General features: G+C 48.3%; 8 protein-coding genes and 4 pseudogenes. 5 read left to right on the top strand and 7 right to left on the bottom strand.

Annotated elements, in window-relative coordinates; genetic code table 11:
- Positions 1-2: 2 nt before the first annotated feature.
- Entirely contained in the window at positions 3-1184 is a 1182-nt protein-coding gene (locus skT53_RS15485) for an MFS transporter (RefSeq protein WP_200758670.1), read from the bottom strand.
- Positions 1185-1587: 403 nt separating this feature from the next.
- Here skT53_RS15485 and skT53_RS15480 point away from each other — a divergent pair.
- From skT53_RS15480 to skT53_RS15460, 5 genes and pseudogenes are all read left to right on the top strand, one after another.
- Positions 1588-3018: pseudogene (locus skT53_RS15480) on the top strand (YfcC family protein).
- 37 nt (positions 3019-3055) lie between these two features.
- Positions 3056-4176, top strand: a pseudogene (locus tag skT53_RS15475) (M20 family metallopeptidase).
- 198 nt (positions 4177-4374) lie between these two features.
- Positions 4375-4839 (top strand): hypothetical protein, encoded by a 465-nt coding sequence (locus tag skT53_RS15470; protein ID WP_200758668.1) that lies wholly within the window; start codon positions 4375-4377, stop codon positions 4837-4839.
- 311 nt (positions 4840-5150) lie between these two features.
- Positions 5151-6371, top strand: a complete 1221-nt coding sequence (locus skT53_RS15465) for an IS110 family RNA-guided transposase (RefSeq protein ID WP_200758666.1) — start codon at positions 5151-5153, stop codon at positions 6369-6371.
- A 115-nt stretch (positions 6372-6486) separates the two neighbouring features.
- Positions 6487-6988: pseudogene (locus skT53_RS15460) on the top strand (sigma 54-interacting transcriptional regulator); the annotation flags it as partial.
- A gap of 55 nt (positions 6989-7043) precedes the next feature.
- On the opposite strand, the gene skT53_RS15455 reads toward skT53_RS15460, so the two are convergent.
- The 6 genes and pseudogenes from skT53_RS15455 to skT53_RS15430 all read right to left on the bottom strand — a co-directional run.
- A complete protein-coding gene (locus skT53_RS15455; protein ID WP_226375247.1) occupies positions 7044-7589 on the bottom strand; it encodes a lytic transglycosylase domain-containing protein in 546 nt (181 codons plus the stop codon).
- Positions 7586-8191 (bottom strand): dephospho-CoA kinase, encoded by a 606-nt coding sequence (coaE, locus tag skT53_RS15450; protein ID WP_200761018.1) that lies wholly within the window; start codon positions 8189-8191, stop codon positions 7586-7588. The genes skT53_RS15455 and coaE overlap by 4 nt, the downstream gene beginning before the upstream one ends.
- Before the next feature lie 5 nt (positions 8192-8196).
- Positions 8197-8916, bottom strand: coding sequence for an MntP/YtaF family protein (locus skT53_RS15445; RefSeq protein ID WP_200758664.1), 720 nt, complete (start codon positions 8914-8916; stop codon positions 8197-8199).
- Between the two features lie 96 nt (positions 8917-9012).
- Positions 9013-9861 carry a DNA-formamidopyrimidine glycosylase gene (gene mutM / locus skT53_RS15440; protein ID WP_200758662.1) on the bottom strand — a complete coding sequence of 283 codons (849 nt, stop codon included), beginning with the start codon at positions 9859-9861 and terminating at the stop codon, positions 9013-9015.
- Between the two features lie 408 nt (positions 9862-10269).
- Positions 10270-12912: a DNA polymerase I gene (gene polA / locus skT53_RS15435; protein WP_200758654.1), complete on the bottom strand. Its 2643-nt coding sequence runs from the start codon at positions 12910-12912 to the stop codon at positions 10270-10272.
- 92 nt (positions 12913-13004) lie between these two features.
- Positions 13005-13157, bottom strand: a pseudogene (locus skT53_RS15430) (SDR family oxidoreductase); the annotation flags it as partial.
- Positions 13158-13204: the final 47 nt, after the last annotated feature.

Here is a 13204-nt window from a genome sequence, read left to right as displayed (position 1 = left end):
TGTCAAGCATCTTCCCACATCCCGTTTAACCGGAATCCGACTCTTCGCAGGCACAAAACAGCCAGAATTTGCATGGAACCGGCGATCAGCAGGTAGAGAGGCAGTGTATTTTCCGGCAGATAATGATAGGTGATGGCAAACACAGCGATACTCAGGACCCGACCGCTATTTATTACAATCTCCCGTTCCACCATATATTCCCGCTCAAACCGTTCATGCGCCTCGTCAATTACCTGAAACACCCTGGTTCCAAACGGCACCAAAAAAAACGGGGCAAACAGAGCGGAAATTACGCCGTATACGAGCAGAATCCAATAATTCGGCTCAAACAGAAACAAAACAAGGGCTATACTGGAAGCCAGGGATCCGATCAGCATAAATTCATTGTATCGATTCCAACTCAACATTCGGCCGACCAAAAAATAAGAGACAGCCGACAATCCGGCGGTCAGCGCCACATATTTGCCCAACACCCATGCGCTGCCCGTTACGATAATCACCATGATCGACAAAATGAAAACGAATACGCCCTCCCGCAACCCCTGAAAAAAGTTTCCTGTCAACACGCGGTTCCAATTGGGATGGCGACGGCGGAACAGCCGCATTGGCCTGTCTTGTTCGTTCGTTTTTTGCAGGCGCAGGCTGGTCCAGAACGACAAACCAAAAAACAGCAATGACAAACCAAATACCAACGTATACCCTACTTCTTTTGCCATCATGATGATGAATCCGGACAGCAAAGGAGCGGTCACCAGCGCGATTGAATTGCTGGTGCCCACCCCGCTTTGGAATTTGCCGCGCAGATGCCGTTCCGTAACACGAAGCGCCAGCAGGTTGTACGCATACCAATAAAAACCGGCTCCCATACCGAGTAAAATCCCCATGACGGACACCGGCAGACGGTTATCCAGCAAAAGGATGAGTCCATAAAAAACGCCGTGCAAAAAGATACCCGTCCGCAAAAAAGTGCCAATGGCAACCCGCCAAAGCCGACTTGCCAGGAAAAAAATCACAGGCATCATGGCAAACTGCAATCCATTGAATACCGCAAGCGGGATAAAACTTTTGGTTTGGTTCCACAGGTACACATTGATAAAGGCGGCTGACAGCGCATACGCCAAAGTAAACAGGAAACCGGTCCAGAGGAGAGTTCGCATCTGTTTCGTCCAAGCTCGGAAAGACAAGCAAAATCCCCCTTTCCCGTATGGTATTCCCTCTTTCCTTTTTTTCATTAGTGAAGCTTGGCTTATGCCAAGCCTTTGGCGCGGGCGTAAGCCAAGTTACACTGATATGTATGACATTTGAAATTGAATAATTGAATTTATTGGTTTGTTTTTAGGCCTTTTTTAGGCTGTTGAATCTCCAACAAAATATCTATAAGTCAAAAAAACATTCGAAACACTTGTACTTTCAGCGGAAATTCCATTTGGCATGTTTTTTGCTATAGAAGTATTACGTGCATGGATAACACAAAAAATGGGGGAGGGTTCAATATGATACGAAGCAAATTGTCATAAAATTCGGTCCATAAGACCGGGTCCTGATGTCAATCAAATAGGCCAAGCAAACACAACACGGCAGAGGAGGATACACTCTCATGCAAGAAACCGACTTAGTAAAAAACAGACGAAAAGAAGATTTCCAAAACCTGATGCATACATTCTTTTATTTTATATTTGTATCGTCTGTGCTATTGCCACCTATGTAATTCCGGCGGGCGTGTTTAAAACTGTAAAAAAGGCGATATCACAGTTACGGTACCAGGAAGCTATCATACGGTTGCGTCTAATCCGACTGGGTTCGTTGATTTCTTCACCCTAATTCATACAGGAATGGTGAAAGCGGCGCCTCTTATTTTCCTTATTCTCTTTACGAGCGGGGCTTTAGCGGTTATTGAAAAAACCGGTGCAATCGATGCATTTTTAAAAACCACTCTGCATAAGTTTCGAAATCGATTACTTCTATTCATCATTCCGATAGCCTTGGTGTTTTCTGTTCTAGGGACAACCGGGATTGTAGTTAACTCTGTGATTGCTTTAATACCATTAGGGATCATACTCGCAAGAGGATTGAAACTAGATGCTGTTTTTGGTGCCGCACTTATCTACTTAGGCACATATACAGGATGGAATATGCCGGTGATTGCCCCGCAAACACTTGGTTTGTCGCAGCGTATTGCGGAACTGCCGCTATTCTCCGGAATCGGCTATCGTATTGTGATGTATCTGACAGTTCTTATTGTAACAATAGCTTACATTTACTGGTACGCGCGTAAAATAAAAAAGGACCCTGGCAAAAGCATACTTGGGTCGGATCCGTTCCCCAATTCTGTGAATGAAAACCAAACGGAAGCAGACCATGCGGCTTCTATGACATTACGTCAGAAACGAATCCTGGCTTTTCCGGTCTCGCTTTATTGGCATTTATCATATTCTCGCAGAAGTACAAATGGTCAGAAAACGAAATGGCAGGACTGTTTATTTTTATCGCAATAGTTTCCGGTTTAATTGCCCGGATGAGTGCGCATGACATTGCAAAGACATTCATTAAGGGCTGTCAACAGATGGTATATGGAGCGTTAATTGTAGGTATGGCGAGAGCCGTAGGCCTCATTCTGGATGATGGAAAGATCTTAGATACCATCGTGAATGCGCTAGCATCTCTTCTGGCACCGTTACCTCCCGTTGGAGGAGCGATCAGTATGGTTATTGGAAGTGTGGCTCTGCAGTTTTTGATTTCTTCCGGTTCCGGAGAATCCACTGTGTTGATGCCAATTCTTGTTCCTTTGTCTGATTTGCTGCATATCACCCGTCAGGTTGCTGTACAAGCCGTAATGTTTGGTGAAGGATTTGTCAACACCATTAACCCGACATCCGGCGTATTAATGGGCGTTCTCGCTTCCAGCGGGATTTCATACGGTAAATGGTTGAATTCATGCTTCCATTAACTGCGATTTGGTTTGTCCTCGGATTTATATTCATAATCATCGGTGTTTTGATTCACTGGGGACCATTCTAAACTCCCGCATTCAGTCATAAGAAAGGGGCTTCAACAGATGGAAAAAGTATTGAATTATTTACAACAACATCAACAAGACATTCTAAACGACCTTCATACGCTCGTAGCAGCCGAATCACCTTCCAATTCAAAAGCAATGTAGATCGTTGCGGGGAAGAAATTCAAAAACTGTTTAAGAAGCATCTAAACATTGAAGCTGAAATTATTCCTCAGAGCGATTCCGGGAATCACCCGCGTTTCTGCGATGGGACTGACGATTCACAAATCTTAATTACTACTCATTTTGTTACAGTTTGGGATGTTGGTCGGCTCTCATACAGTAGAAGGGAATAAAGCGTTTGGTCCCGGCATCTTAGATATGAAGGGTGGCATCGTACAATCCCTTTGGGCAATAAAAGCTTGCGGTGAATTGGGAATCCCTATAAACAAACGCATCGTTTTCTTATGCACCAGCGATGAAGAAATTGGCAGCACCTCGTCCCGATCCCTCATTGAGCAGGAAGCTGAAAAAGTACCGCTGTACTTGTACCTGAACCATCCGCCGCACGCAGCGGAGCTTTAAAAACCGCGCGCAAAGGGATGGGCAGGTTCCATATCACAATAAAGGGAAAAGCGGCACATTCGGGCAACCACCACCAAGAAGGGATCAGTGCGATACAGGAATTGGCTCATCAAATTTTATTCCTGCATTCATTGACCGACTATGAAAAAGGAACAACCCTTAACGTAGGAGTGGTAAAGGGCGGAAGTACTGAGAATGTGGTAGCCGAGCACGCCGAACCAGGTGTGGATCTTCGTATATCACAAATCGAACAAGGGCATCGGATTACTGAAGTTATTCATGGAATTCAGCCACATCTTGAAGGGATTTCCTTGCAAATTTCGGGCGGAATCAATCGTCCCCCAATGGAAAGGACAGACAAGACCGCGCAGCTGTTCATTTTGGCAAAATCTTGTGCATCCGAGCTAGGTATTCATCTGACTGAGGAATCAGTAGGTGGGGGCAGTGACGGTAATTTCACTTCTGCATCAGGAATTCCGACGCTGGATGGCTTGGGCGCTGCAGGTGAAGGCATTCACGCCGGAAATGAGCATATTGAAATTGATCAGCTTCCTGTCAGAGCGGCACTTTTTGCATGCCTTTTGACCAAACTTTAATAACCGGAACAATGCAAGCGTCTTTGGAGCCTGCATTTTTTATAGCAAATACAGCCTACGAAAGTAACCAGAACGTATGTTTAATCAATCTGTTGAAAAAGTGGTTTTCACTCTTTATAGGTGTAGTTTTAGGATTGTTTTAAGTCAACAATTCAAATTTATACCGCCCATGAACATAAACAACTTCGTGAGGAAGTTTTGAATGCATGCAAACTGGTTCTGGTTACCACCAAAAGTCTGTTGGAGAGTTTGCCGGAACTATCAAACGAAGTTCCGGTACTACTCGCAAGAAGGACCGTTCAATTATCGAAATTGGAGCAAATCATGGATCTTGCACCGGGGACAAGATGCCTTTTTGTTTCAAACAGCATTCATACGGTGAATGATACGGTTGAACTATTGAATCGTCTCGGATTTGATCATTTGCATTTCATTCCTTATGTACCAAACTCCGATATTCAACTGCCGGAAAAAGACCAGATCGATGTAGCGATCACTCACGGACTGAAAGAGTTGGTGCCTGCCGCTATAGAAAAAATAATCGATTTGGAAACGCGTCCGTTAGACCTTACCACAATTTTTGACATTGCTCGACTGTTAAAACTGCCAATGGAAAAGCACACTTATATTCTGCCGAATTTTTCCGGGACTTCGTCAGATTAGGTCGAGAGTTAGCCAATAGATAAGAAACTTGGTTCCGCTTGTTTCGAAAGTTCCGATCATATTAGACCTCCATGCCGCTAACGCGGCACCATCAGATGATGAAAATGGTACACATGCGATATCATTTACTTACGGCTGGCGAAGGGAGGTCGGCAGTCAATGGTGCTTCGAGCCCGAGTTTTAGACAGACCCCAACGACCAGGTGCACCACAGATTGTTGCTCCATTTTGGAAGCACGCAGGATAGAATAACCATTTGGTGGTTGTTGCACCAGCCCTTCAATCTTGCACGCCGTAAGGAGAATTCTACGAATGGACGTCGTTTATAGCCATGTGTGCGGACTTGACGTTCATAAAAAGAACATTGTGGCCTGCACCATCACACCCGAAGGGAAAGAAATCCAAACGTTTGGTACCATGACCGATGATTTAATCTTGCTCGTTGATTGGATCAAGGTCAAAGGGTGCACTCACGTCGCTATGGAAAGCACAGGACCGTTCTGGAAACCGATCTACAATTTGTTGGAGCTTGAGGATATTGAGGCGCTTGTTGTGAACGCTCAACACATCAAGAATGTTCCTGGTCGCAAGACCGACGTCAAAGATGCGGAATGGATTGCCGGATTACTCCGGCACGGCCTCCTAAAAGGCAGCTATATCCCAAACCGAGAGCAACGCGAACTCAGAGAATTGATCCGGTATCGCCGTAGCCTCATTGAAGAACGTGCTCGAGAGGTCAGCCGCATTCAAAAAGTATTGGAAGGTGCCAACATCAAGCTTGCCGCGGTTGCCAGCAACGTGCTTGGGAAGTCCGGACGCGCCATGATCGAAGCGATGATTGCCGGTGAAACGGATCCGGATACTTTGTCTGAACTGGCAAAGCGGAAGTTGAAAAGTAAGAAAGAGGATTTGAAACGAGCTTTGAACGGCTTAATGGGACCGCATCAGAAACTCATGCTGGGTGCCCAGCTCCGGCACATCGATTATTTGGACGAAGAGATTGGCAGGTTAGATGAAGAAATCAAGGAGCGCATGCTCCCTTTTGAGGAAGACCTGGCACTGCTGGACACGATCCCCGGCGTGGCGATACGGACAGCAGAGACAATATTGGCTGAAATTGGTACGAACATGGATCAGTATCCCTCTGCTGCTCACTTATGCTCTTGGGCAGGGCTGTGTCCGGGTCAGAACGAAAGCGCCGGCAAACGAATTTCAGGAAAAACGCGCAAAGGGAACAAGAAGCTTCGAAGTACGCTCGTCGAAGCCGCAAAGGCTGCGGCTAGAACGAAAGGAACATACTTATCCAGCCAATATCACCGAATTGCGACACGCCGGGGAGCTAATCGAGCGACGGTTGCTGTAGCTCACAGTATATTGTCTATGGCCTACTATATCCTTAAGCGGAAACAACCCTACATCGAACTTGGTCCGACCTATTATGAGGAACAAAAACGCGACGTGATCATTAAGCACTCTATAAAGAAACTCGAGTCATTAGGCGTATCGGTTACGATTAATACAGCTGTCTCCTGATTGTTACTGTTTATTTCAAACAATAGGTTGTCATCTGCTCTGGCCATTTTTTGTCGGCTCAAGGGTCACTTTCTTATTGCCTTTTTAAGGTCTTACAATGAGCGATATTTTCAGGATAGACGGACTGTTCCTGGGAGTGGTTGTGACATTTCAGGACGTGACTAAGGTACAACGAATCGAACAGGAAATCCGCAAAAAGAGCGCCCATCTGGGTTCAACTACAAAGTACACTTTTCAAAACATTATCGGTGTGAGTCAATCCATAACCTTCGCCAAACATGTGGCCGCCAAATTAGCAGAAAGCGATTTTACTGTATTGATTACGGGAGAAAACGGTACGGGTAAGGAAGTATTTGCCCAGGCGATTCATCAACATTCCCCCCGACGGAATGAACCGTTTGTGCCTGTAAACTTTGCTGGTTTAACCGAGAGCCTGGCCGAAAGTGAATTGTCTGGATACGAAGAAGGCTCCTTTACGGGAGCGAAAGAAGGGGGGCAAAATAAGACTGTTTGAATTGGCACATAACAGAACCTTTTTTCTGGATGAAATTGATGATGCACCTCTTAGTATCCAACCAACACTGTTGCGCGTCCTGCAAGAACGACAGGTAATGCGCGAGTGAATCAGTAAATAAACCGTCTCCCGCAAGACGATCGCGCGGAGACGGTTCTTTATGTGTAAATTTCTTTGTATCGTTCGTAATTATAAAGAACCCGCTGTACGTAGTGACGCGTTTCGCCAACCGGAATTTGGTCGAGGTGTTCAAGCGTACCGTCCCACGTGCCGCTTTTCAGCCAGTTATCGACTCGGTTTGGACCGGAATTGTACGCCGCAATGGCTGCCACACGGTTTCCGTTGAAACGTTTTTCCAAGTAGGCGACATACCAGCTTCCCAACTTGATATTCACTCCTGGCTGGGCCAAATCGGTCTGCGATTGGTATAAAATACCCGACTGTTGGGATATCCATTCCGCCGTGTCAGGCATCAGCTGCATAAGACCGACCGCTCCTGCGCGTGATACGTTCGTTTCCTGAAATTTGCTCTCGACATGGACAATCGCGGCGATCAGCAACGGATCGACGTTATACGCCAGTCCGTTTTCCCGGATCACATCGTAATGGTAGAGCGGATACATCCATTTTAAAATCGGCTTGGAGGCCAACATGGTAAGCAGTGTAATCAGAATTACGGCAACCAGCAGATACCTTTTTTTCACGCCAGCCGGTTCAACTCCTCCCAGATTTGTTCGACCTGCTGTCGGGTTCCTTCCAAGGAACCGCTGTTGTCGATCAGAAAATCGGCAAACTTTTTTTTCTCTTCAATCGGCATCTGGGCCCGAATCCGTTGCATGGCCTCCGCTTTCGTCGAACCGTCCCGCTGCATCAGGCGCTGTAACTGTGTCTCCTCATTCACATACACGACGATCACTTTGTCCATTTGTTTGTATAGGCCTGTCTCAATCAACAACGGAACGTCCTGCAGAATCGGGCGTTTCGGATCTTCTCGCAAAAATTGTTCTACCTGCCGGGCCGCCTCCTCGCGCACACGCGGGTGGACGATCCGGTTTAGCTTGTCCCGGCGGGAAGCATCTGCAAATATGATGCTTCCCAGTTTTGTACGGTCAATCGTGCGATCTGACAGCAAAATCTCAGTTCCGAATTCTTCCACGATACCCTGCCACGCCGGACGATCCGGTTCCACCACTAAACGGGCGATAATGTCGGCATCCACGATTGGGGCCCCTAGTTCCCGGAACATTTTGGAAACCGTGCTTTTCCCGCTGGCGATGCCGCCTGTTAACCCTGCGATCATAACAATTCTCCTTACGAAAACAGTTTAGATATACCGATCATAATTAAAAGGATTCCCGGCAAAATTGCCAGTTTCCGGACAAATGGTGTTTCTGCATATATATGTCCGATTTTCAATCCCAGACCAATAAAAAGCAAGCTCATGAGTGAAATCGTGGTCGCTGTCAAAACAGGCGGGTATCCAACCAAAGACGCTCCTATACCGGCGCCAAAACCGTCCATCGACAGTGCAATTCCTAGTACAATCGCTTCACTGCTGCTGATCGAACCGGAACGGTCCATGTCGGCAATGGAAGGCGTTTTTAAAATTTGGATGACCAACCCCACTTTTTTCAGTTCCAATTGGAACACGTACGAAACGGTTGCGCCGGAACCGGGTGACGGATTGGCCGACCACTCGGTTTCCGTACCGGCCGGCGGTTCCAATGGCGAGACGTTTTTCGGTTCATCGGTATTGTCAGATTTCCGGCTAAACATCTGGTAAACCGCCCATATGCCGACCAGGATCAGGATCACCGCGCCCACTCGTTTGGCCGCTTCCGGCGAGAACAGTTGGATTAGCAAATGACCCAGCCCCATCGCCAACAAGATGGTCGAGGCGGATAACATTGTCACTACGGCGAGCGACCACCAGGGAAACCTGATTTTTCGCAGGCCGTACGTAAAGCCTACCCCCAGGCTATCAAGACTGACGGCAAAAGCAAGCAACAACAACGACAAGAACGCCACCAAACCGGCTTTCCCTCCCCCACTATGTGGATCCTACCTAGCTGCCTAACTAAGTCTATGAGGAAAGGGAATGTCCTGTGCGGCACAACCGGAAATTCGTTAGCGGGACCGTCTGCTGCGGGGGGCCGGTTGACATTTCGGACAAAAATGGGTTCCCCGCCCGCCGACACGGTTTTTTTTGATGGGTGTACCGCAATTTGGACAGGGTTCGTCTTTTCGGCCATACACGTTCAAATGGTATTGGTAACTTCCTGTACTGCCAAATCCGTTAACGTATGATTTGACGGAGGAACCGCCCAACTTGACCGATTCGGAAAGAACATCAACCACCGCCCGGTATACCCGTTCAATCTGGGCTTTGGTGAGCAATCCAGCTTCCCGTTCGGGATGAACACCCGCCCTGAACAGAGCTTCGTCGGCGTAGATGTTGCCGATGCCGGCGACCAAATTTTGATCCAACAGAAGCGATTTGATCTTGCCGGTCCGATTTTTTAATTTCTGCTGCAAGACGGTGGGCGTGAATTCGCCTGACAGCGGCTCCGGCCCCATTTTCCGAAGTCCGGGTACGGCTGACAAGTTATTTTCGGGGAGCAAATCGAACGTGCCAAACTGCCTTACGTCCTGATAGCGCAGTTCCGTACCATCCGTAAAATGAAAAATCAGATGTGTATGTTTGGCGATCGGTTCTCCTGTCTGATACAATCCGTAGCGCCCTTCCATGCGCAGATGGGACACCAACGTGTACGGACCGATGTCCAACAGCAAAAACTTGCCGCGTCTGCGAACGCCGCGAATGGTTTGCTGCCGCAGCATGATTTTGAACTGTTCCACATCGTCCGGTGTTCGAATCAGACGGGGCAGATTGACCGTCACGTCGCCGATTGTCTTATGTACCACAAGCGCTTCCAGACTTCGTCTAATGGTTTCCACTTCCGGCAGTTCGGGCAAACGGATCGCTCCTTTCAGGTAAAAGTTTAACGTTGCCCCAAATAATCGGCTCTGATAGCAGACACCGTTTTAAGCACTATCAAACTCTCACCAAGACGATAAAATTATCCAGCTCACTCGCCAACAGCATCTGCTATCAGAATCGAACGGTGGGCGATGCCTTATAGCAGGCTGGGCATTCCGTGTTAAACGGAAGACGCGTTTAGAGACCACGATGCGGGCCGGACAGTACCTGACAAAGCAGACATTTATGAACGTGCGGCCGAGCGAACGAGTCGAATGGCTTACGAAAGCCGTTTGTCCGAACGAAGTGAGTTTAACGGCTTTCGTTGTCATTCGCACGAGTATGCGGACGGTTCGGCATACGTGTCCCGTTCATCTTGTCTGCGTGGCAGATACCGTACGGACCTACTTCGCATCATACCACGTCGGGCCGTACGCCACATCCGCTTTCAGCGGCACATCCAACTTGACCGCATGTTCCATAATGTCAGGAACCAACTGCTTCATCAACTCCAACTCATCATCCGGCACTTCGAACACCAACTCGTCATGCACCTGCAGCAGCATACAGCTTTTCAGCTCTTTTTCCGCAATCGTACGAGCGACTTGCATCATCGCCAATTTGATGATGTCGGCAGCCGATCCTTGCACTCTCGTGTTTTGCGCCGCCCGTTCCGCAAAGCTGCGGATATTGAAGTTTGACGCATGCAGATCTGGCAAGTAGCGCCGACGGTGGAGCAGTGTTGTCACATACCCGTCTTTCCGCGCCTGTGCCACCACTTCTTCCATATACCGCTTGACGCCGGGAAATTTCAAGAAATAGTTTTCAATAAATTCGGCTGCCTGCTTGCGCGGTATGTTCAGGTTTTGTGACAGTCCGTAATCGGATATGCCGTATACAATCCCAAAATTGACCGCTTTCGCCGCTCTCCTCATATCAGAAGTGACCTGCTCAATCGGCACTTCAAACACGTCGCTGGCAGTGCGGGCATGGATGTCCATACCATTGACAAACGCGTCAATTAAAGTGCGGTCCTGCGAAATATGGGCCAAAATCCGCAATTCAATCTGCGAATAGTCGGCTGCCAGTATGGTCCATCCCGGTTGGCTCGGCACAAACGCCTGCCGCAGGCGTCTTCCTTCTTCCATGCGGATCGGGATGTTTTGCAGGTTCGGTTCGGTGGAAGACAGCCGTCCGGTCGCTGTCGTAGCCTGATTGAAACTGGTGTGGACAAGCTGATCTTCCCGCACCACTTTCAGAAGACCTTCCACGTAAGTCGACTGCAGTTTGCCGAGTTGTCGAAAATCAAGGATCTTCTGAACGATCTCGGAGTAAGGGGCCAATTTTTCCAAAACGTCAGCCGAGGTCGAATACCCTGTTTTCGTCTTCTTCTGGGTAGGCAAGCCCATTTTGTCGAACAAAATCTCGCCCAACTGTTTCGGGGAATTGATATTAAACTCGGTACCTGCCAACTCGTAAATTTCTTTCGTCAGACTTTCTATTTTACCGCTCAATTCACTGCCGATCTGGCGCAGCCGATCCGTATCGACTTTTACACCGTGTCGCTCCATATCAGCCAGCACATAGGCAAGCGGAAGTTCCAGATCCTGATACAGATCGTACAGCTCCTGTTTCTGCAATTCAGCAGCCAGTTTCGACTGCATACGGGCTAACGCCGCCGCAATTTTCCCGCAAAAACCGGCCCGCTCTTCGACCGTTGGCATGCTGCCCTTCTTGTCCGGTTTGGCAAACGACGGCAACGCCCAATTTAATTCGCGCCGGATCACATCTTCCAGTTTAGGCGTACCATCCTGCGGGTTTAACAAATAAACGGCGAGCAAAGCGTCAAACGTGCGACGGTTCAACACCACACCAAAATCACGCAGCAGATAATCGGCCGATTTTACATCAAAGAAGATTTTTTCCTTGCTGTCATCTGAAAAAAACGTTTTGAACGCATCCGGCAGCTGGCCATCAGGAAGCGGCAGATACCAAGCCCGGTCTTCTTCCGCCACCGCAACGCCCAACAGAGTAGCCTGCTGGTAATTGCCGCTGAAATCGAGATACACACCTGTCTTCGTCGGAAGTTCTGCCAGCACGCCGGTCAGTTCGTCTGTGGAAATCAACCGGACAGGCAGTTCGTATGATGGAGTATCAACCGCCATTTCCGCGCCCGGTTCCTCTTCCAGCTTGTTTAACAGCGATTTGAACTCATATTGGCGGAACGTTTCCCGCAGGCGGGAAGCCTGAAAACCTTCATATGCCAACCGGTCCAGATCGCTGTCGACAGGAACCTCGCGGAAGATGGTGGCCAATTTTTTCGAGAGGAGAGCTTTGTCGCGATGTTCTATTATTTTTTCCTGCAGTTTCTTGCCCGATACCTTGTCCACATTAGCAAGCACCGATTCCACAGAACCAAACTCGTGCAACAGTTTTAATGCTGTCTTTTCACCGACACCGGGAATCCCCGGGATATTGTCCGATGTGTCACCCATCAGACCTTTCAGGTCGATAATCTGCTGCGGTGTCAATCCATACCGTTCCTGCACCTTTGCGATGTCGTACAGTTCCGTCTCGGTGATTCCTTTGCGCGTTAAAATCGCATGCACCCGGTCGGACACAAGCTGCAGCAGGTCCTTGTCACCCGATACGACCAATGTTTCGTAACCGGCAGCCTCTGCCTGCCGGGCTAACGTGCCGATAATGTCGTCCGCCTCATACCCTTCTTTTTCCAGATGGGTGATGCCAAACGCATCCAGCACTTCCCGCACGATGGGAAACTGTTCGGAAAGTTCATTCGGCGTTTTGTCCCGCGTTCCTTTATACTCTGTAAAAAACTCATGACGAAACGTAGTTTTGCCTTTGTCAAAGGCGACCGCCACATGCGTCGGCCGCTCGTCCTGCAACAGCCGCATCAGCATCATGGTAAATCCGTATGCCGCATTGGTATGACGGCCGCTGGCCGTCGTCAACAGCGGCAGCGCGAAAAAAGCACGGTATGTGATACTGTTCCCGTCAATCAGGATCAGCTTTTTGGCATCGCTCAATGTAGTCACTCCGATTCGCAAGAATGATAGTTCCTGTATGATGTTATTTTACCATACTTACGAATAGACTCCATCTGCTTGTCGGATAGTTGTCAGGAGGACATTACCTGACCTCCGTTAACATGAAGGGTTTGACCGGTCACGAAACGTGAATCATCGGATGCGAGATAAACATAGGTAGGGGCAAGTTCAAACGGTTGGCCTTGACGATCCATTGGATTACCCGCTAATGAAACTTGGTCCGCAAGAATTAATTGCGTGGTCATCGTGTGGGCATGTGGTCAAACAAAGG

The sequence above is a fragment of the Effusibacillus dendaii genome (assembly GCF_015097055.1).
Lineage (GTDB): Bacteria > Bacillota > Bacilli > Tumebacillales > Effusibacillaceae > Effusibacillus > Effusibacillus dendaii.
Note: the sequence above shows the minus strand (reverse complement) of the source record. Positions and strands in the feature narration are given on the sequence as shown.

Bases quoted from the DNA above. Each gene is read 5' to 3' on its own strand.
- skT53_RS15465 (WP_200758666.1), top strand. From the start codon at position 5,151: ATGGACGTCGTTTATAGCCATGTGTGCGGACTTGACGTTCATAAAAAG.